General features: G+C 67.1%; 19 protein-coding genes. 8 read left to right on the top strand and 11 right to left on the bottom strand.

All coding sequences use genetic code 11. The annotated features are described in order from the left end of the window. The first annotated feature begins 149 nt into the window (after positions 1-149). The 4 genes from X566_RS12790 to lpxK are packed head-to-tail and all read left to right on the top strand — an operon-like array spanning position 150 to position 3402. Positions 150-392: a DUF4170 domain-containing protein gene (locus X566_RS12790; protein ID WP_034466767.1), complete on the top strand. Its 243-nt coding sequence runs from the start codon at positions 150-152 to the stop codon at positions 390-392. Positions 393-400: 8 nt separating this feature from the next. Next, on the top strand, positions 401-1102 hold the full coding sequence (locus tag X566_RS12795; RefSeq protein ID WP_034466770.1) for a lysophospholipid acyltransferase family protein: 702 nt from the start codon (positions 401-403) through the stop codon (positions 1100-1102). Continuing rightward, positions 1095-2399, top strand: coding sequence for a 3-deoxy-D-manno-octulosonic acid transferase (locus X566_RS12800; RefSeq protein WP_081740159.1), 1305 nt, complete (start codon positions 1095-1097; stop codon positions 2397-2399). The genes X566_RS12795 and X566_RS12800 overlap by 8 nt, the downstream gene beginning before the upstream one ends. Then, entirely contained in the window at positions 2392-3402 is a 1011-nt protein-coding gene (lpxK, locus tag X566_RS12805; protein WP_034466775.1) for a tetraacyldisaccharide 4'-kinase, read from the top strand. Before X566_RS12800 ends, lpxK begins: the two co-directional genes overlap by 8 nt. A 16-nt stretch (positions 3403-3418) precedes the next feature. On the opposite strand, the gene X566_RS12810 is transcribed toward lpxK, so the two are convergent. Then, positions 3419-3637 (bottom strand): DUF2093 domain-containing protein, encoded by a 219-nt coding sequence (locus tag X566_RS12810; protein WP_034468549.1) that lies wholly within the window; start codon positions 3635-3637, stop codon positions 3419-3421. 250 nt (positions 3638-3887) lie between these two features. Further along, positions 3888-5486: an exodeoxyribonuclease VII large subunit gene (xseA, locus tag X566_RS12815; protein WP_034466778.1), complete on the bottom strand. Its 1599-nt coding sequence runs from the start codon at positions 5484-5486 to the stop codon at positions 3888-3890. An 86-nt stretch (positions 5487-5572) separates the two neighbouring features. Between xseA and purD the strand changes: the two genes are divergently transcribed. Further along, a complete protein-coding gene (purD, locus tag X566_RS12820) occupies positions 5573-6856 on the top strand; it encodes a phosphoribosylamine--glycine ligase (protein WP_034466781.1) in 1284 nt (427 codons plus the stop codon). Positions 6857-6896: 40 nt separating this feature from the next. After that, on the top strand, positions 6897-7340 hold the full coding sequence (locus X566_RS12825; RefSeq protein WP_034466783.1) for a GNAT family N-acetyltransferase: 444 nt from the start codon (positions 6897-6899) through the stop codon (positions 7338-7340). Positions 7341-7547: 207 nt separating this feature from the next. Here the strand turns inward: X566_RS12825 and X566_RS12835 are convergent, their stop codons facing one another. Further along, positions 7548-7991: a nucleoside deaminase gene (locus X566_RS12835; protein ID WP_034466787.1), complete on the bottom strand. Its 444-nt coding sequence runs from the start codon at positions 7989-7991 to the stop codon at positions 7548-7550. Between the two features lie 163 nt (positions 7992-8154). Here X566_RS12835 and X566_RS12840 point away from each other — a divergent pair, with 163 nt between their 5' ends. Beyond that, complete coding sequence (locus tag X566_RS12840) at positions 8155-10227, top strand: pseudouridine synthase (protein WP_034466789.1); 2073 nt, start codon at positions 8155-8157, stop codon at positions 10225-10227. 56 nt (positions 10228-10283) lie between these two features. Then, positions 10284-10838, top strand: coding sequence for a 16S rRNA (guanine(966)-N(2))-methyltransferase RsmD (rsmD, locus tag X566_RS12845; RefSeq protein ID WP_034466791.1), 555 nt, complete (start codon positions 10284-10286; stop codon positions 10836-10838). A gap of 188 nt (positions 10839-11026) precedes the next feature. On the opposite strand, the gene mutL is transcribed toward rsmD, so the two are convergent. The 8 genes from mutL to X566_RS12885 all read right to left on the bottom strand — a co-directional run bounded on the left by mutL (position 11027) and on the right by X566_RS12885 (position 20668). Then, positions 11027-12868, bottom strand: a complete 1842-nt coding sequence (gene mutL / locus X566_RS12850) for a DNA mismatch repair endonuclease MutL (protein ID WP_034466792.1) — start codon at positions 12866-12868, stop codon at positions 11027-11029. A 123-nt stretch (positions 12869-12991) separates the two neighbouring features. After that, a complete protein-coding gene (arfB, locus tag X566_RS12855; RefSeq protein ID WP_034468553.1) occupies positions 12992-13411 on the bottom strand; it encodes an alternative ribosome rescue aminoacyl-tRNA hydrolase ArfB in 420 nt (139 codons plus the stop codon). A gap of 116 nt (positions 13412-13527) precedes the next feature. Beyond that, complete coding sequence (locus X566_RS12860) at positions 13528-14868, bottom strand: glucose-6-phosphate isomerase (RefSeq protein ID WP_034468556.1); 1341 nt, start codon at positions 14866-14868, stop codon at positions 13528-13530. A gap of 72 nt (positions 14869-14940) precedes the next feature. Beyond that, positions 14941-16275, bottom strand: coding sequence for a pitrilysin family protein (locus X566_RS12865; protein ID WP_034466794.1), 1335 nt, complete (start codon positions 16273-16275; stop codon positions 14941-14943). Then, a complete protein-coding gene (locus X566_RS12870) occupies positions 16272-17672 on the bottom strand; it encodes a pitrilysin family protein (RefSeq protein ID WP_051444060.1) in 1401 nt (466 codons plus the stop codon). The genes X566_RS12865 and X566_RS12870 overlap by 4 nt, the downstream gene beginning before the upstream one ends. Before the next feature lie 155 nt (positions 17673-17827). After that, positions 17828-18544, bottom strand: a complete 717-nt coding sequence (locus tag X566_RS12875) for a hypothetical protein (protein WP_051444061.1) — start codon at positions 18542-18544, stop codon at positions 17828-17830. 95 nt (positions 18545-18639) lie between these two features. Next, positions 18640-19137: a signal peptidase II gene (lspA, locus tag X566_RS12880; RefSeq protein ID WP_034468562.1), complete on the bottom strand. Its 498-nt coding sequence runs from the start codon at positions 19135-19137 to the stop codon at positions 18640-18642. A gap of 85 nt (positions 19138-19222) precedes the next feature. Continuing rightward, a complete protein-coding gene (locus tag X566_RS12885; protein ID WP_034466797.1) occupies positions 19223-20668 on the bottom strand; it encodes a glutamate synthase subunit beta in 1446 nt (481 codons plus the stop codon). Positions 20669-20726: the final 58 nt, after the last annotated feature.

Below are 20726 nucleotides of genomic sequence, written 5' to 3' on the forward strand. Positions count from 1 at the left end.
CTGCGATGACGATGCCATGTGCCCGAGATCGCACGCAGGTCCTTGTCGGACATGATTTTTTTGGCCCGGGCCAGGCTGAAAGGACGCGATCGGAGTGGTCTTTCCGCTGCGTTTTTGATATCTGGCCGTGCAAACCCAGGATTCCTTCGATGGCCGATCAGGCGCAAACCCAACTGCTTCATCTCGTGCTCGGCGGTGAACTCACCGACCTCGATCACGTCACGTTCAAGGACCTCGACAAGCTCGATATCGTCGGTGTGTTTCCGAACTATGCGAGCGCCTACGCGGCCTGGAAGGCCAAGGCGCAGCAGACCGTCGACAACGCGCACATGCGGTACTTCATCGTCCATCTGCATCGGCTGCTCGATCCCACGACCGATACCAAGCGCTGACGCGGACGATGAAACTCAGCGACCTGACGCGCGCGCCGGCCTTCCAGCGCATGGTGGGAACTTTGGCGGCGGAATATTTGCGGCTGGTTTGGCTGACCAACAAGTTCAGCTACTATCCGGAGAATTTCTACGAGCGCTTCGATCCGCATCTGCCGGCGATCATCACGTTCTGGCACGGTCAGCATTTCATGATTCCGTTTCTCAAGCGCGACTATCACAAGGCCAAGGTGCTGATCTCGCGCCACCGCGATGGCGAGATGAACGCGATTGCGGCGGAGCGGCTTGGGGTCGGCACCGTGCGCGGCTCCGGCGATCACGGCGGTGATTTCCGCCGCAAGGGCGGCGTCACTGCATTCAAGAGCATGCTCCAGGTGCTCGAGGACGGCTGCAACATGGCGACCACCGCCGATGTGCCGAAGGTGTCGCGCGTCGCCGGCCGCGGTGTCATCATGCTGGCGCGCGAATCCGGGCGGCCGATCTTTCCGTTCGCGCTGGCCACGAGCCGGTTCCGCCGCTTGAACAACTGGGACCGTTCGGTGATCCATCTGCCGTTCGGCCGTGGAGCGATGGTGGCGGGCGATCCGATCTATGTCCCACGCGACGCGACCGACGAGGACATCGAGCGCTTTCGTCAGCAGCTCGAAACCGATCTGCGGGATGTGACGCGGCGCGCCTATGCCACGGTCGGGCGCGAGGATGATCATGGCTGATGGTCTGCCGCTGACCTTGCGGGTCTATCGCGGGCTGTCGTCCGCGGCGACGCCGTTCGCGGGCGCGCTTGCCAAGCATCGGCTGCGGCAGGGCAAGGAAGACGAGGCCCGCGTCGGCGAGCGCAAGGGACTGAGCGGCGCCGCGCGTCCCGACGGACCGCTGATCTGGGTGCATGGCGCGAGCGTCGGCGAGGTGCTGGCGGTGGCCGCGCTGGTCGAGCGTATGCGGGCGATGAACATCCGTGTGCTGTTGACCTCGGGGACGGTGACGTCGGCGGCGATCGTCGCCAAGCGTTTCCCGAGCGACGTCATCCACCAGTTCGTGCCCTATGACTCGCCGCGCTTCGTTGCGCGCTTTCTCGATCACTGGCAGCCGAGCTTCGCCCTGTTCGTCGAATCCGATCTCTGGCCGAACCTCATCCTGTCGGCGTCGGAGCGACGCATTCCAATGATCGTCGTCAATGGTCGGATGTCGCAGCGCTCGTTCCATCGCTGGCGTGCGGCACCGGCGACGATGCATGCGCTGCTCAGCCAGTTCGAGATGTGCCTGGCGCAATCGCAAGGCGATGCCGATCGCTTTTCCGCGCTCGGCAGCTCGCACGTCTTCAATGTCGGCAACCTGAAGTTCGACGTGCCGGCGCCGCCGGCCGATCCGCAGAAGCTGGAGCAACTGACGGCGGCCACGCGCGGCCGGACAGTCGTCGTGGCGTCCTCGACCCATCCGGGCGAGGAGGAGATCGTGCTCGATGCGCACCGGCGGCTGACCGCATACTTCCCGCAGCTCCTCACCGTGATCGTTCCGCGCCATCCGGAGCGCGGGGCGCAAGTGGCGCAGGCGACACAGGCGATGGGCTTGCGCGGCGCGGTGCGCTCGCAGGGTGAACTGCCGTCGCCGGAAACGGATGTGTATGTCGCCGACACGCTCGGCGAGCTCGGACTGTTCTATCGCCTGTCGCCGGTGGTGTTCGTCGGCGGCTCGCTGGTCAATCATGGCGGTCAGAATCCGATCGAACCGATCAAGCTCGGCGCTTCGGTGCTGCACGGCCCGCACGTCACCAACTTCACCGACGTCTATCGCGCGCTCGACGAGGCGGGTGGCGCGCAATTGGTGCAGAGCGGCGAGACCCTGGTGAAGCAGATCGGTCGTTGGCTTGAGGACAAGGAGGCGCGTCGGCGCGCTGGCGTCTCGGGGCGCGTGGTGGTGGAGAAACTCGGCGGCGCGCTGGAGCGGACGCTGACCGCGCTCGAGCCCTACCTGCTGCAACTGCGGCTGGAAAGCGGACCCACCCATGCGTGAGCCGGCATTCTGGTGGCGGCCTGCCTCTTGGATGTCCCGCGCGCTATCGCCTGTCGCGTATGTGTATGGCAGCATCGCCGCCCGGCGTATGCGGCAGGCCGGACGCCGCGCGGCCGTGCCGGTGATCTGCGTCGGCAGCTACCATGTTGGCGGCGCCGGCAAGACGCCCACCGTCATGGCCTTGATCACGATGCTGCAGGCGGCGGGCGAAACGCCGGTGGTGTTGAGCCGCGGTTATGGCGGCCGTCTTGCGGGACCGGTGCGGGTCGATCCGGCGCGCCACCGCGCTGCGGATGTCGGTGACGAGCCGCTGCTGCTCGCACGCGCCGCTCCCGTGATCGTCGCGCGCGATCGCATCGCAGGCGCGGAGGCCGCGCATGCGGCCGGCGCGAGCGTCATCGTCATGGACGACGGCTTCCAGAATCCATCGTTGCACAAGGACCTGTCGCTGGCGGTGATCGACGGCGGCCGCGGCGTCGGCAATGCCTGCGTGTTTCCGGCCGGACCTCTGCGGGCGCCGCTCGCCGTGCAGACCGAGCGAACGGATGCGCTGGTGCTGGTGGGCGAAGGCGGAGCCGCGAATGGCATCGCCGCCGGGCTGGCTCAGCGTGGAGTGCCGGTGCTGCGGGCGCAGATCGTGCCGGAGGAGCGTGCGGTGTCGGCCTTGCAGGGCAAGCGCGTGCTGGCCTTCGCAGGGATCGGCGATCCGGAGCGATTCTTCCAGACACTGCGGGCGAGAGGCATCGCGGTTGCGGCGACCGTGGCGTTTGCCGATCATCACGCCTTCACGGCGGCCGAGATCGACCGCCTGCTCGCCCAGGCGCGGGCGGAGTCGTTGATCGCGGTGACAACGGAGAAGGATCTGGCGCGCCTGCGTGGATTGCCTGGTGTCGATATCGCGGCAATCCGCGGCTTTCCGGTCGCGTTGCAGATCGATGAGGGGGCAGCGCTCGCGGCGCTGGTGCGGAACGCGCTGGCGATGGTGCGCGCACGGTCTGCCTGAGGCGGTCGCCGGCCAGTTACGTCGCGAGCTTGAGGTTGTGGCGCTCCAGCGCCGCCTCCGGCGTCGCATAGGCTTCCTGGCGGTCCACGCTCCAGTACTTCAAATCTTCCAACGGAATCCGCGTGCCGGTGACGGCACAGCGCACATAGGCGCCCGGCGAGATCACCCGGAAGTCGCCATCGAGATACTGCACTTTCGCTTCGCCCTGGCCGGACGATCCGAATTTGTTGAGCACGAAAAAGGTCTCCAATCTGCCCGCGGCGTACTGCCAGCGCACGCCGCTACTAAACCGGCACGGCGGCAATGCCGCCGCTAAACTGCATAGCGGCAACGCCACCAATAAACCGTATGCCTCATACCATGACAACCGCGACAAAGCGTCGATTTCAAGTCCGCGCCACGGGGCCTTGGCAGATGGCGGCCATGCGCGTGTATGGCGGCGGCACGACGTGTGGACAGGGGACAGGTGAGACCGAATAGTTCTGTCAGAACAGCTTGCCCTGGCCGGCATCCTGGTTCCGCGGCCGAGCGGCGGTGGGGCGCTTGACCGGGACAGGCGCGGGCGCCGCCTCGCCATCGGCGGTGGCGCCGACGGTGCCATCAGCGAATTCCAGCGTCAGGTGGGTGCCTGGCTTGACCGCGGCGGCATCGCGCAGTGTCGCTCCGTCCGCATCCCGCACCAGTGCATAGCCGCGCGCCAATACGCTGCGATACGACAGCGCGTTCAGCAGCAGCATCGTGCTGTCGAGGCGGGCGGCGCGCGCCTGGATCAGCACGCGAATGGCGCGGGCGGCGCGCTCGGCCAGCCGGTGGGTGCGGTCGAGATCGCGGGCGAGGCGGTGGCGATGCGCGTCGGCATTGGCGCGAAGCGAGATGCCGAGCCGCGCGGTCAGCGTCGCGAACCGATCGCGCCGCTGACGCGCCAACGACGCGGTGGTTTGCGTCGCGCGGGCGTCCAGGTTGCGCAGCCGGTCGAAGGCGCGCTCGATCTGCATGCGCAACGTGCGCGGCGTCAGCGCGGCGCTGGCGATGGTGAGGCGGCGGTGATGCACATGGGCCGAGGCCCGCAAGGCGCGGGGCAGGGCGGCGGCGGCATGATCCAATCGCTGGCGCGGGATCGCGAACAGGCTCTCGCGGCTCGGCAGCGCGCGCGCGGCCGCGCGCAGCTCGTTGCGGCGGGCTTCGTGCCCGCGTTGCCAGCAGGCAAAGGCGCGGCGTGCCAGGGTTGCGACTTCGATCGTAAGTTCGGAGCGGACCGGCACCGCCATTTCGGCAGCCGCCGTCGGCGTCGGCGCGCGCTTGTCGGCGGCGAAGTCGATCAGCGTCACGTCGGTCTCGTGACCGACCGCCGAAATCAGCGGGATCATGCTTTCGGCGGCGGCGCGAACGACGATCTCCTCGTTGAACGACCACAGGTCTTCCAGCGAACCGCCGCCGCGGGCGACGATCAACAGGTCCGGACGTGGGATCTTGCCGTTCGGCAAGAGCGCATTGAAGCCGCGGATCGCCGCGGCCACCTGCTCGGCGGAACCTTCGCCCTGCACGCGCACCGGCCACACCAGCACGCGGCGGGGAAAGCGATCCTCCAGCCGGTGCAAGATATCGCGGATCACGGCGCCGGTCGGCGAGGTGACGATGCCGATCACCTCCGGCAGCCACGGCAGCAGCTGCTTGCGGCCCTCGTCGAACAGGCCTTCGGCGGCAAGCTTGCGCTTACGCTCCTCCATCAGCGCCATTAGCGCGCCGATGCCGGCTGGCTCCAGCGCCTCGATCACGATCTGGTACTTCGAGGAACCGGGGTAGGTGGTGAGCTTGCCGGTGGCGATCACCTCAAGCCCTTCCTGCGGCTTGAAGCGCATCCGTCCGTGCACGCCCTTCCAGATCACCGCCTCGATCTTGGCGGTCTGGTCCTTCAGGGCGAAATAGCAGTGGCCGGAGGAGTGCGGTCCGCGGAAACCGGAGATCTCGCCGCGCACCCGCACATGGCCAAAGGCGTCCTCCACCGTCCGCTTCAGCGATGCGGACAGTTCGGACACGGTGAATTCGGCGGTATTCACCCGTATTTCGGGCGCCACGGCAGTCATGAGCAATGCGAATCTTTGGACTGTTTCTCTGCATATGTTACATGCTTTCGCGTCCCGTTTAACCCCTGTGATTCCAAGCTTTTCCCATGAAAATTCTCGTCCTCGGTTCCGGCGGCCGCGAGCATGCCCTGTGCTGGAAGATCGCCGCCTCGCCGCTGGTGACGAAGCTGTGGTGCCTGCCGGGCAATGCGGGCATCGCCAACGATGCCGAGTGCGTTCCGATCGACCTGACCGATCACGCGGCGGTGATCGCCTTCTGCAAGGCGAACGCGGTGGATTTCGTCGTGGTCGGTCCCGATGCCGCGATCGCTGCGGGCATCGTGGACGACCTCAACGCGGCGCGCTTCAAGGCGTTCGGTCCGACGAAGGCGGCAGGCCAACTTGAGAGCTCGAAGAGCTTCACCAAGGCGCTCTGCCGCGACAACAACATTCCGACCGCAGCCTACGGCCATTTCGACAAGGCCGAGGCGGCGAAGGCGTATATCCGCCAGCAGGGCGCGCCGATCGTGGTGAAGGCGGATGGGCTCGCGGCGGGCAAGGGCGTCGTCGTGGCGATGACGCTCGATGAGGCGCTCGCCGCCGTCGAGATGATGTTCGGCGGCGCATTTGGTGAGTCTGGCGCCGAAGTGGTGGTCGAGGAGTTCATGCAGGGCGAGGAGGCCTCGTTCTTCGTGCTGTGCGACGGCGAGCATGCATTGCCGCTCGCGACCGTCCAGGACCACAAGCGCGCGTTCGACGGCGACCAGGGCCCGAACACCGGCGGCATGGGCGCCTATTCGCCCGCGCCGGTGATGACGGAAGCGCTGTGCCAGCAGGTGATGGACGAGATCATCCATCCGACGCTGCGGGCGATGAAGGCCAAAGGCATGCCGTACAAGGGCGTGCTGTATGCGGGCATCATGCTGACCGACAACGGGCCGAAGCTGGTCGAATACAACGCCCGCTTCGGCGATCCCGAATGCCAGGTGTTGATGCTGCGGATGATGTCGGACATCGTGCCCGCGCTGATCGCCTGTGCCGACGGACAACTGGGGCACATGTCGCTGCGCTGGTATGACGAGGTGGCGATCACCGTGATCATGGCGACCAAGGGCTATCCCGGCGATGCGCCGAAGGGCTCGCGCATCGAAGGGCTGGACGAGGCGGCCAAGGGCGAGGGCGTCGAGATCTTCCATGCCGGCACCAAGCGCATCGATGGTCACATCACTGCCAATGGCGGACGGGTGCTGAACGTCTGCGCGCTCGGCAAGAGCGTCAGCGAAGCGCGCGAGCGCGCTTATGCGGCGATCGACAAGATCAACTGGCCGGAGGGTTTCTGCCGCCGCGACATCGGCTGGCGCGCGGTGGAGCGGGAGCAGGCCAAGCGATAACGGCGAAGCGGACGTTCGATAAGAAGCGGAGGGAGCGGCCATGGGCTTGCGGGAAGCGCGGCGCGACGAGGTGCCGCTGATCGTGGCGATGCTGCTCGACGATCACCTCGGTAAGGGGCGCGAGGACATGGGCGACATGACGCCGTATCTGAAGGCGTTCGACGCCATCGCCGCCGATCCATTCAACACGCAATATGTCTGGGACGAGAACGGCGAGGTGCTCGGCTGCCTGCAACTCACCGTCATTCCCGGCATCTCCCAGCAGGGCGCCTGGCGGGCGCAGATCGAGGGCGTGCGGGTGGCGGGGGCCAAGCGCGGCAGCGGCATCGGCCACAAGATGATGCATGCGGTGATGGCGATCGCCCGCGAGCGCGGCTGCGTGCAGATGCAGCTTACCACCAACAAGGTGCGGCACGACGCGCAGCGCTTCTACGAGACGCTGGGGTTCGAGAAGTCGCATGAGGGCATGAAGGTGAAGCTCTAAGCATGATCCCGAAAAGTGGGAACCGGTTTCCGGTGTTCGGATCAGATCATGTCAAAGGCGCGCGTCGAGCATCCTGCCTCATCCTGAGGAGCCCGTGGAAGACGGGCGTCTCGAAGGATGTGATTCAGGAACAATGTGGCCTCATGCTTCAAGACGGTCTTGCAGACCTCCTCAGCATGAGGATGAAGGCCGTGCCTTCGCGGCCCGCTACCGCCGCGCCTTGAAGAAATCCTTCAGCAGCATCGCTGCCGCCTCCTCGCCGACGGCGCCATAGACCTCCGGCGCGTGATGGCAGGTGGGGGAGGCGAAGAAGCGCACGCCGTTGTCGACCGCGCCGCCTTTCGGGTCGCCCGCCCCATAGTAAAGCCTGCGGATGCGGGCGAACGAGATCGCGCCCGCGCACATCGCGCAGGGCTCCAGCGTTACGTAAAGATCGCAGTCGGTCAGCCGCTCGCTGCCCAGCGCCCGCGCGGCGTCGCGGATGGCCAGGATTTCGGCATGGGCGGTCGGGTCGCGATCGGCAATCGTGCGATTACCGGCGCTGGCGACCACGCGGCCGTTGGCCACCACCACGCAGCCGATCGGAACCTCGCCGGCGGCCTGCGCCGCCCGGGCCTCCTCAAGCGCCAAATCCATGAAAGATCGTGTCATTCGTCTCTCGTATCGCCGGACGAACTCTGATATCAGCCCCACAACCTTGGGGACAATGTCCGGGCGGCCAGAAAGCCTGTATCCGGACCGGACCCGACCCCCGACGAACTGATATGCGGCCTGCCCGGCGATGCCGGGGCGAGGTCCAATGGCGAGATCCTTCATGCCCCGCGATCGCGATAACGACAGAAGCAGCCGTCCGCCCGGACGCCGTGGACCCGCGCGGGGGGGCGGCGGCTTCGGCGGCAAGGGTGGCGGCGGACGCGGTGAACGTTCGGGTGGCGGTTTCCGCCGCGGCGGCGATGACGCGCCGCGCGGCCGGCGCGACGGTGCTCCGGCCAAGCGTTTCGGCGACAAGCGCGAGGGCGGCGGTCGCGATGGCAAATCGTTTGGTGGCGGCAAGTCGTTCGGTGACAGGTCTTCCGGCGGCGGAAAATCGTTCGGCGGTAAGTCGTTTGGCGGGAAGCGGCCGTTCCGGAAAGAAGGCGAGCGGGCGGAGAGCCGCAGCTTCAGCCGCGACGACCGGCCGAAACGCGATTTCAATCGCGCGGATCGTCCCGCGCGTGACGTCAAGCGGAACGATCGCCCGCAGCGCTCGTTCGATGAGCGGCCGAAGCGGAATTTCCGGGATCGCGATGACGGCGAGCGGCGTCCGCGCAGCGACCGGCCGCGCGATGCGTTCCGCAAGGATGGCGATCGCGGGCCCCGCCGGGATTTCGGCGGCCGTGACGATCGTCCGCGCAGCGGCGGCTTCAAGCGCGACGACGCGCGCCGGGGTGACCGTGGCGAAGGCCGTTCGTTCGACCGGCCGCGACGGGAGTATCCGCGCCGCGACGACGCCGGCGGTGAGGGGCGTCAGGAAAAATCTTGGCACACCCGCTCGGCGGCGCCGCGCGGCGATTTCAAGCGCGGCGAACGCTTCGATCGTAACAGTGAGCGTGGCGCGGGCCACGGCGAGAAGCGGTTCGACCGACCGCGCGGCGAGCGTTCATTCGATGACAAGCCGCGCGGCCGGTTCAATCGCGATCGCGACGACCGTGGCGGCGATCGGCCGCGGTTTTCGCGCGACCGCGATGATCGTTCCCGGAGCGAGCGCTTCGAGGGCGACCGTGCGAAGCCTGAGCGCGCCCGCAACGATCGTGGCCCGCGGCCGAGCCATGTGTGGCGCGATCATCCGCGCAGCGAGGAGGGCGAAGAGCGGGGCGGTTACGAACGCCGTCCGTTCGGCGGCCGTGGCGAGTATCGCGAGCGCCGGCCCGACAGCGATCGGCGCAAGCGCGATGCGGAGACCCCGGCCAAGCCGAAAAAGGCCGGCGAGCGGATCGCCAAGCTGATGGCGCGCGCCGGGCTGTGCTCGCGCCGCGACGCCGAGGTGTGGATTCGCGAAGGCCGCGTCGCCGTCAACGGCATGGTGATCGATTCGCCCGCGCTGGATGTGAAGCCGGACGACAAGGTGACGGTGGACGGTGCGCCGCTGCCCGAGCGCGAGCGCACGCGGCTGTTCCTCTATCACAAGCCGAAGGGGCTGGTGACGACCCATGCCGATCCGGAAGGACGGCCGACCGTGTTCGACTCGCTGCCGGCAGACTTGCCGCGGCTGATCAGCATCGGCCGGCTCGACTTCAACACCGAAGGCCTGCTGCTGCTCACCAATGACGGCGGGCTGGCGCGCGTGCTGGAATTGCCGGACACCGCCTGGCTGCGGCGCTATCGCGTGCGCGCCCACGGCGACGTGACGCAGGAGCAGCTCGACGCGCTGCGCAACGGCGTTGAGGTCGATGGCGTGAAGTACGGTCCGATCGAGGCGACGCTGGAGCGCGACCAGGGCGCCAACGTCTGGCTGCTGTTCGCGATCCGCGAAGGCAAGAACCGCGAGGTGCGCAACGTGATGGCGCATCTCGAACTCGAGGTGAACCGGCTGATCCGCGTGTCCTATGGCCCGTTCCAGCTCGGCGAGTTGGCCGAGGGCCAGGTGGAGGAGGTTCGCAGCCGCAAGCTGCGCGATCAGCTCGGTGAGCGCATTGCTGCCGCTGCCGGATGCGACTTCGGCCTGCCGACACGCAGCGATGGCGATGAGTATGAGGAGCCGGTCGAGAAGCCGCGCAAGCGGGCCGGCGTCCTGGCCGATCGCAAGGGTCGTCGTGTCGTGGTCGAGCGGGCGGGCAGCGATGGCGATACCAAGCCGCGCCGGAAGGGGCCGGGCGGTTACAAGGGCAAGCGCGAGCGTGACGCTTAGACGAGGAGCATGATGGTGTCGGACAGCCTGCATCCTCGTTTGCGAATCGTGCGCTGATGCGTGTCGTCGGCGGACGGCTGCGGGGCCGCACCATCGCGTCGCCCGCCTCGCGCGACATCCGCCCGACGGCGGATCGCCTGCGCGAGTCGCTGTTCAACATCCTGATGCATGCCTACGGCGATCCGGTCACCGACGCCCGGGTGCTGGACCTGTTCGCCGGCACCGGCGCGCTCGGCATCGAGGCGATCTCACGTGGCGCCGGCTTTGCGCTGTTCATCGACAACGGCGCGGAGGCGCGGGCGCTGCTCCGGCAGAACGTCGAGGCGCTGGGGCTCGGCGGTGTGACCAAGGTGTTTCGCCGCGATGCGACCGTGCTGGGGCCTGCGCATCCGGTCGAGCCGTTCGCGCTGGCGTTTCTCGATCCGCCCTATGGCAAGGGTCTCGGCGAGAGGGCACTCGCCTCGCTGCGCGATGGCGGCTGGCTGACGCCGCAGGCGCTCGTGGTGGTCGAGGAGGCGACGGCCGCCGCGTTCAAGGCGCCGGATCGATTCGAGGAGCTCGAACGCCGCGCTTATGACGATACCGAGTTCGTCATTCTGCGGGCAGTGTAGAGCTTAGGCTCTCTTGCTGAAAGGCCATCATTCCGGGGCGCGAGCAAAGCTCGCGAAACTCAATCCATAACCACCACCGGGCGTATGGATTCCGGGCCCGTGAGAACAATCGCGCGTCCCGGAATGACAGAGAGATTTGAGACGTCTCGCATGGCATGATCCTTGGGTCACGCTTTTCCGGATCATCTTTACCGCCGTCCAAACAGCTTCTCGATGTCGGTGAGCTTCAGTTCGACATAGGTCGGACGGCCGTGGTTGCACTGGCCTGAATTGGGCGTTGCCTCCATCTCGCGCAACAGCGCGTTCATCTCCTCGGGTTTCAGCCGGCGGCCGGCGCGCACCGAGCCGTGGCAGGCCATGGTGGCGGCGACATGCATCAGCCGCCGCTCCAGCGGCAGCGATTCGTCCCACTCGGCCATGTGTTCGCCAAGGTCGCGCAGCAATGCCTTGACATCGGTCCTGCCGAGCAGCGCCGGGGTCTCGCGCACGGCCACCGCGCCGGGGCCGAACGACTCGATCGCGAGGCCGAACGTCTCCAGTTCACCAGCGCGCGCCACCAGCTGCTCCACCGTCGCCTCGTCGAGTTCGACGATCTCCGGGATCAGCAGCATTTGGCGGGCGACGCCATCGCGCTCCAGCGCAGCTTTCAGCCGCTCGTAGACGATGCGCTCGTGGGCGGCGTGCTGATCGACGACGATCAGGCCATCGCGCGTCTGCGTGACGATGTAGGTCTCGTGGATCTGCGTCCGTGCGGCTCCAAGTGGCCGGTCGAGCAGGTCGGCGGGGGCGGCCTCGTCGGTGCGGACATCGGCGGATGGCGCGCCGACATCGAAACCGGCCTGCGCGGGTTCGGCGAAGCCGGGCGCTGATGCAGGCGTGCTCTCGTCGCGGAAGGCCGCGGGCGCAGGGCCGGTGGGATAGGCAGGCGAGGCGCGCCAGTCCCAGCTGTTGGCGCGTGGCGCCTCGAAGCGCGGCGGAAAGCCCGGCTTGAACGCGGTGAGGATGGCGCCGTCGGTGTTGGCGGCGGTACGGCGGCCTTCGCGTGCGAGCCCGTCCTTCAGTGCGTGCACGATCAGCGCGCGGACCAGGCCGGCATTGCGGAAACGCACCTCCGCCTTGGCGGGGTGGACGTTGGCGTCCACCTCGCGCGGGTCGAGGGTGACGAACAGCGCCACCAGCGGATGCCGGTCGCGCGGCAGATAGTCGGCATAGGCCGCGCGCACCGCGCCGAGGATCAGCCTGTCGCGCACCGGCCGGCCGTTGACGAACAGGTACTGGCCGAGCGCGTTAGCGCGCGTCAGCGACGGCGCGGCGGCGAAGCCTTCGACCAGCACGCCCTCGCGCTCGGCGCGCACCGCGATGGCGTTGGCGCGGAAGTCACTGCCGAGGATGTCGCCGAGCCGCGTCAGCCGGCCGGCGGCGCCGGGCAGCGCCGCATTCCATGTCACCGGTGCGCGCTCCTCGCCCGCCAGCGTGAAGGCGATGTCGGGCCGCGCCATGCCGAGACGGCGGACGACCTCGCGGATCGCCTCCGCTTCGGTGCGATCGGTCTTGAGAAACTTCAGCCGCGCGGGCGTCGCATAGAACAGGTCGGCGACATCGACGCGGGTGCCTTCGTTCAAGGCTGCGGGCGTGATCTCGGACTTCACGCCGCCATCGACGCGCAGCCCCCAGCCATGCGGTTCGCTGGCATGGCGGGTGGCGATCGTCAGATGCGCGACCGAGCCGATCGACGGCAGCGCCTCGCCGCGGAAGCCGAGCGTGCTGACGCTGAGCAGGTCCTCGTCGTCGAGCTTGGAGGTCGCATGCCGCTCGACGCTGAGCGCGAGGTCGGCGCGGCTCATGCCGGAGCCGTTGTCGGTGATGGTGATGCGCCGCCGTCCGCCACCGTCGGTAAAGATGTCGAGCCGCGTCGCGCCGGCGTCGATCGCGTTCTCCACCAGCTCCTTCACCACGCTCGCAGGCCGCTCCACCACCTCGCCGGCAGCGATGCGGTTGACGACGGTTTCGGGGAGCTGGCGGACAGGCATCGGGACGTTTTCGGAGCGATTCGGAAAGGTCCGGGCAACTTAAGCCTTCGGAGCCGGCTCCGGGAGGGCGACCGCAGGCTTATCCGCGCTGTTTTTGCCGCAAGTGAAAGTCGGTTCCGCCGCTCAGTCGTCGAAGCGCTTGCTGCCGCGCATCGACTTGATGCTGGCGCGGCGCTTCTTGCCTTCGAGACGGCGCTGCTTGGAGCCGTAGGTCGGCTTGGTGGCGCGCCGCGGCGTCGGCCGGACGCTCGCCTCGCGCAGCATCTCGGTGAGGCGATCGATCGCATCCTGCCGGTTGCGCTCCTGGGTGCGGAAGCGCTGCGCGTGGATGACGACGATGCCGTCCTTGGTCAGGCGCTGGCCGGCGATGCGGGCGAAGCGCTCCAGCACGTCCGGCGCGAGGTTGGCGCGGGTGATGTCATAGCGCAGCTGCGCGGCGGTAGAGAGCTTGTTGACGTTCTGCCCGCCGGGGCCGGAGGCGCGCACGAACGCGATGTCGAGATCGTCTTCGTCGACGACGATGTCGCGGTTGATCCGCAGCAGGGACTTCATGGCGCTCGCATGATCGTATGTTGACCCGGCGCCATAAGATCATGCTGCGCGCGTAAAAGCCACTCAGCCTTAAAGCCCTCAGCCTTGGTCGCTCAGCCCTTGGTCATTTAGCCTTCGGTCACGTAGCGCTTGGCGAGCACCTTGCCTTCCTCGACCGCCGGCTGGTCGAACGCATCGACGCCGAGCAGCTTCGAGGCGATCATCGTTTCCAGCATGTAGTGCATCAGCAGTTCGCCCATCGCCGCCTCGTCGACGGTCTCGATGTGGAAGGTCCGCACCGGGCAGCCGTTCTTGGCGAGCGTCTCGGCCGTGGCTCGGCCTTGTGCGGCGACGAGATCGCCGATGGTCTTGCCGGCGAAGTCGCCCTCGCCGCAGAGCGCGGTGAGATCGGCCGGCATGCGCAGGCCCTTGCCCTTGGCGCCGACGGTGATGATGGTGAACAGCTTGTCGCGCGGGCCGGAGATGAAGAGTTGCAACTGGCTGTGCTGATCGACCGGGCCGAGGGCCGCGAGTGGCGTGGTGCCTTCGCCGTCCTTGCCGAGGCTCTCGGCCCAGAGCTGCACATACCACTTGGCGAGCCAGGCGAGCCGGTCGGCATACGGCATCAGCACGGTGATGGTTTTGCCGGTGTTGGCGAGCGCGATCGACAGCGCCGCGCCCACCGCGGCCGGCACTTCGGCGGCCGGCTTCTTGGCGAGCACCGGCGCGACGGCCTTCGCAGCGCCGGCGCGGATCGCAGCGATATCGAGACCCGCCACGGCCGCCGGCAGCAGGCCGACATTGGTCAGCACCGAGAAACGGCCACCGATACCGGTGTGGTGATCGAGCATCGGCACCTTGAAGTGCTCCAGCATGGTGCGCAGGCCGTTCTTGCCGCCGGGCTTGGCCGGTTCCGACAGGCCGAGCACCAGCTCGGGAATCTTCTTCTCCAGGCCGGCACGGCGGAGCGACTCAAGCACGGCCATCGTCTGCATCAATGTTTCGCCGGTGCCGCCGGATTTCGAGATCGCGACGAACTTGGTGGTCGCGAGCGGCAGCTTGCCGAGCATCTCGGTGAAGGTCTGCGGATCGAGATTGTCGAGGAAGTGCAGCCGCGGCTTGTCGCGCAGCGTGCCGATACCGGGCACGTTGTGTCCGGCGAGTTGCAGCAGCGTCTGACCGCCGAGGCTGGAGCCGCCGGTACCGAGAAACACGACATCGGTCGCGCCGTTGCGCAGTTTCGCGGCAGCGTCTTCGATCGCCGCCAGATCGCTGCGCTCCTGCGGAATCGTCAGGTGCGGCAGGCTGCCGTCGGCGTAACCTGCGCGGAGCCAGTCGAGCGCGGGCTCCGTCTGCTTCAGCATCGCGTCATATGTCTGTTCTGTGACGCCATGGCTGCCGATGCGTTCGGAACGCGCAAGCGCGATCGATTGCTCAAGCGAGGAGGCAGCTTTCGGAGAATCCAGCATCGGCAGGGCTTCCTGGAACAAAAGGGGAGGGGACGCCTTCGAGAACGCCCGAGCGTTATAACAGTTCCGAGATCAGTTGGCTGTGGGCTGTGCAACCCGGCCAACGACGACGGTGAGGAAGCGCTGGTCCCAGAGCCGCTTCGCCACGCGCTTGGCGTCCGCGAGCGTGACTGCATCGATCAGGCCGTTGCGGCGGTCGAGGTAGTCGATGCCGAGGTTGTCGATCTGATATTGCAGCAGTGCGGTCGCGATCTTCGACGAGGTGTCGAGCGAGAGCATCTGCGAGCCTTTCAGATATGACTTTGCTTCCTCCAGTTCAGTCTCGGTCGGCCCCTCGGCGGCGATCCGGCGGATTTCGGATTCGGTCGTCTCGATCGTCTCGTTGGCGCGATCGGCGCGGGTTGCGGTCGAGCCCATCACCAGCGCCGATTGCCGCAGCCAGATCAGCGCTTCGGAAATGCCATAGACGAGGCCGCGCTTCTCGCGCACCTCGCGATAGAGGCGGGAGTTCATGCTGCCGGCCAGGATGTGGTTCAGCACATAAGCGGTCATGAAGTCGGGATCGGCGCGGGCGATGCCGGGCGCGCCGAACAGGATGACGGTCTGCGGCACGTCGAGCGTTACGTTGACGCGTCCCGGCGGCACCTGCGGCAGCATCGGCGAAATCGGCCGCAGGTCGGCCTTCGCCGGCAGCGAGCCGAACACGCGGTCGAGCTGGGTCTTCAAGGTGTCCGCATCGATATCGCCGACCACGGTGATCTTCAGCGTGTCGCGTGCCAGCACGCGCTTGGCGTAACCGCGTAGGTCGTCGGCGGTGATCGTTTGCACGCTTTCGGGCGTGCCGTTCGGTGGCCAGGCGTAGGGATGGTCGCCATAGGCTTCCTGGAAGAAGCGGCGACTGGCGATGTCGTTCGGATTGGTGCTCTGCCGGCGCAGGATCGACAGCGCCTGCGCCCGTCCGCGCTCCAGCGCCTCGGCGTCGAAGCGCGGCTGATTGAGGGCGAGCCGCAGCAATTCGAACGCCTCGTCGCGGTTCTCCTTCAGCGTGCGCATCGAGCCGCGCAGGTGGTCGCGGGTGTCGTTGAAGGAGATGTCGATCGCCCGCCGCTCCAGCCGCTCGCGGAAAGCCTTCGAGTCGTACTCGCCCGCGCCCTCGTCGAGCAGGCCCGCGACCAGGTCGGCGACGCCAGGTTTGCCGGCAGGGTCCTGAGTCGAGCCGCCGGCGAAGGCGAGTTCAACGGCGATGACCGGTACGGTCGCATCCTGCACCAGCCATGCCTCGATCCCGCCCGGCGAGATCACGCGCTGGATGCTGGTGGCGGCGGCGGGCGCGAACTGGCCCAGCAGGAATGCGGCGGCGAGCGCCGGCAGGGCCGCGTGGCGGAGGTTCGCGAAGAAGCGCGTCATGAGCGTTTGTCCTCGCGCTTGGCCGCGGAATCCTTGATCAGATAGCCGGTGACCGAGCGCTCCTTGGTGAGCCAGCTCTGCGCCGCGGCGCGCACCTGGTCGGCGGTGACGGCGCGCACCTTCTCGGGCCAGGCGATGATCTGGTCGATGCTGAGGCCGATCGTCAGCGCGCCGCCATACCAGCGTGCCATCGTGCTCTGGTTGTCGCGAGCGTAGATCGCCTCGGAGATGAGCTGCGTCTTGACGCGCTCGAGGTCTTCGGCGCGGACGCCGTTCTGCGCGACATCGGCGATCACGGCATCGACGGCGTTCTCGATCTCGGGGAAACCGACGCCGGGCTTCGGCGTTGCCGACACCGCGAACTGAGTGGGATCAAGGGACGTGCCCTGGTACCAGGCACCGGTGGAGACCGCGAGCTGCTTGTCCACCACCAGCGCGCGATAGAGATAGGAGTTGCTGCCGCCGCCGAGAATCTGCGCCAGAACCTCCAGCGCGGTGCTGTCAGAACTGTCGGCGGAGGCGGTGCTGGTGACGGAAGGAACGAGGTAATAGCGGCGGAGGCTCGGCTGCTCGACGCGCGGATCGGCGAGCGTCACCGTGCGCGGCGCGATCGGCGGCGGCTCCTGTGGCCGCACCCGTTGCGCCGGAATCGCCGGTTGGCTCGGCTGCAGGCCATAGGTTTTTTCGGCGAGCGCGCGCACCTCGTCGGGCTGCACGTCGCCGGCCACGATCAAGGTCGCATTGTTGGGAGCGTAGAAGCGCTTGTAGAACGCCAGCGCATCCTCGCGCGTCAGTTTCTCGATCTCGTGCTTCCAGCCGATCACCGGACGACCGTAGGGGTGATTGAGATAGAGCGCCGCCATGATCTGTTCGGTCAGCTTCGCATCCGGCGAGTTGGCGACGCGCATGTTGTACTCCTCGAGTACGACATCGCGCTCGGGCAATACGTTCTCATCCTTGAGGGTGAGGCCGGTCATGCGGTCGGCCTCGAACTCCATCACGGTGGCGAGCTTGTCGCGCGGCACCCGCTGGAAGTAGCCGGTGTAATCGGTAGAGGTGAACGCGTTTTCCTGGCCGCCGATGCGGATCACGGTCTGAGAGAACTGCCCTGCGGGATGCCGCTCGGTCCCCTTGAACATCAGGTGTTCGAGGAAGTGGGCGAGCCCGGATTTGCCGGGCGTCTCATCCGCCGAGCCGACCTTGTACCAGATCATATGGGTGACGACCGGCGTGCGGTGATCCGGGATCACCACGACCTGCAGGCCGTTGGCGAGGCTGAAGCTCGCCGGGCGCTGAACGACCGGGGTTTCGGCAGCGGCGGGCGCGGCCGGCAGCGCGGCCGCGATGGCGAGGGCGCCAAGCGCCGCGAGCAGAGGTAAGCGGAGTGACAGCGTCATAGGCCTGCTTCTTGTCGTGGCGCGGATCGTGATGCGATCGGGTGATCGATACACGGGTTAAGGGGGCGCCCGCTGCGCGGCAAATCACGCATCCGCGAACACGTTACCGGATATGGTGTGGCGCAGGCCTGGCAAGAGCCGACAGGCGCCCACCCTCAGAACTTGCCAGGCGGAAGGATTTCCGGCTGCCGATCCGGGTTGCCAGCCCATTCGGGCTTCTTGTCGCCGCTGTAAGCATAGCCGGACGACGGCGTTTGATAGCCCGGCGGCGGCTGCGTCAGGCTTTCGCGGGTCGGTTCGCCGGTGAACGGTTTGCTTTCTTCCTTCTTGCCCTTGAACAGGCCGAACAGGTTGGTGGTGACGCCAAGCTGCGACGGAGAGAGGATACCGGACCCTTCGTTGATCAGGCGCCGCTCCTCGCTGACGCCGGGCTGCGGCGAAACGGTCGCGGTGCGCGCCCGGGCTTGACCGAGCTCCGGCTCGGCGGCGATCGGCCGGATCTGCTCGGCCGGGTTGTTTTCCTTTTCGCGGTCGCGCTTCTTCAGCGCCTCGCGGCGCTCGCGGCGCTCCAGCACGTCTGGATCCTTCGGCCAGTTGGCGGTCTCCGGGCGGCGGCTTTCCGGCGGCGGCAGCGTCAGTTGCCGCGGGACCACCAACGGCGAGCGCTCGCGGTACTGAATGCCGTTCGAGCCGTCGGTCGCGCCGATGCCGCGCATCAGGCCGCCGATCAGGCTGTCGTCACGGGAGGGTTCGTCGTCCTCTTGGGCGAAGGCGTTTGTCGTACAGACCATGCCGATCACCGCCAGGGCGGCCATCGCCAGCAGGGTCCGGGGTCGCGGGGTGCGGGTGTTGAGTTCCGTATCGCGCATCATCCAAGCTCACCTGATCGCATGTCGCATCGGGACGGGCGCCTGCTCCTCGAAGGAGCCGGCGGCGGCTTCGCGTCGCCATGGCATATTTGCCGGGATCACGGCGCTTTTACGGCTGCCGATCCAAGGATTGAATCATACAGCAGGCAGAAAACCCCGGCAACAATGGCCGCGTCCGCAAGGTTAAAGACGTACCAATTGAAACGGAAATCGCCCCACTGCAGGTGGAAGAAGGCGAAATCCATCACTGCGCCATAGGCAACGTTGTCGATGCCGTTGCCGAACGCGCCGCCGATGATCAGACCGAGGCCGATCGCGACCAAGCGGTTGTGGGCGCGCCAGAGCCAGACCGCGAGCGCTGCGACTGCGACAATTTTTATCGCCAGCAGAATGGCCTGGGCGGCGGCTGTCTCCGCCTGAAACCAGCCGTAGCTGATGCCGCGGTTCCAGGTGAGCACCAGGTCGAAAAACGGTGTGAGGGAAATCGCGCCGCGGGTGGCGATATCGACCACGAACAGAAGGTAGAGCTTCAACGCCTGATCGGCGATCAGCGTGACGATGGCGATCAGCAGGCCGGTCCGGACAAAGGAGTTCATCGTTGCAAAGATCCGCCCCGCCCGGCAGGCCATCCCGGAATGACGCCGGTGCTGGTCACCGGCGCCCCATCGTGTCGGCCGCCTTTTAGCGCGGCAGCGTCGATGCGCCCATCAGAAAACGATCGACCGCATGGGCACATTGTCGCCCTTCGCGGATCGCCCAGACCACCAGCGACTGGCCACGGCGCATATCGCCGGCGGAGAACACCTTCGGCAGCGAGGTCTGGTAGTCGTCGGTGCTGGCGCGCACATTGCCGCGCTGGTCGAGCTCGATGCCGAGGGTCTTCAGCAGCCCCTCATGCACCGGATGCACGAAGCCCATCGCCAGCAGCACGAGGTCGGCCTTGATCTCGAATTCGCTGCCGACGATCGGTTGCATCTTGCCGTCCACATGCACGCAGTGCAGCGTCTTGACCTTGCCATTCTCGCCGGAGAAGCGTTGGGTCAGCACCGCGAACTCGCGCTTGGCGCCTTCCTGGTGGCTGGAGGAGGTGCGCATCTTCAGCGGCCAGTTCGGCCAGGTCAGCAGCTTGTTCTCCTTCTCCGGCGGCTGCGGCATGATCTCGAGCTGCACCACATCCTTGGCGCCGTGGCGGACCGAGGTGCCGATGCAGTCCGAGCCGGTGTCGCCGCCGCCGATCACCACCACATGCTTGCCGGTGGCGAGGATTTCGCGGACGCCGTTCAGCGGCTCGCCGCTGACGCGGCGGTTCTGCTGCGGCAGGAAGTCCATCGCGTAGTGAATGCCGTCGAGATCGCGGCCCTGCACCGGCAGGTCGCGCGGCGCTTCCGAGCCGCCGGTCAGCGCAATCGCGTCGTAGCTCTTCAGCAAGTCCTGCGGGTCGACGCCCGAGCCGACATGGGCGTTGTAGTGGAAGGTGACGCCTTCGGCTTCCATCTGCGCGATGCGGACGTCGATGATGCCCTTCTCCATCTTGAAGTCGGGAATGCCGTAGCGCAGCAGCCCGCCGGCCTTGGCGTGCTTCTCGTAGACGTGGACGTCATGGCCGGCGCGGGCGAGCTGCTGGGCGCAGGCGAGGCCGGCCGGACCGGAGCCGATCACCGCAACCTTCTTGCCGGTCTTCTGCGCCGCGGGTTCGGGCTTGATCCAGCCCGAACGCAGCGAGCGGTCGGCGATCTCGCACTCGATGCTCTTGATGGTGACCGGGCTGTCGTCGAGGTTCAGCGTGCAGGAGGCCTCGCAGGGAGCGGGGCAGATGCGGCCGGTGAATTCGGGGAAGTTGTTGGTCGAGTGCAGGTTGCGCGCGGCCTCTTCCCACTTGCCATTGTAGACGAGATCGTTCCAGTCCGGGATCTGGTTGTTGACCGGACAGCCCGGCGTGCCCGGCTGGACCGAGCCGGTGCCGTGGCAATACGGGATGCCGCAGTTCATGCAGCGCGCTGCCTGATCGCGCAGATCCTGCTCGATCAGCGGAACGACGAACTCCTTGTAGTTCTTGATGCGATCGGTGACCGGCTCATACTTGCGATCGTGCCGCTCGAACTCGAGAAACCCCGTAACCTTGCCCATGGTAGTAACTAACGCCTCAAGACTGAACCTGTTCTGTCCTCACCCTGAGGAGCGGCAC

The sequence above is a fragment of the Afipia sp. P52-10 genome, from assembly GCF_000516555.1.
In the GTDB taxonomy this organism is placed as follows: Bacteria; Pseudomonadota; Alphaproteobacteria; order Rhizobiales; family Xanthobacteraceae; genus P52-10.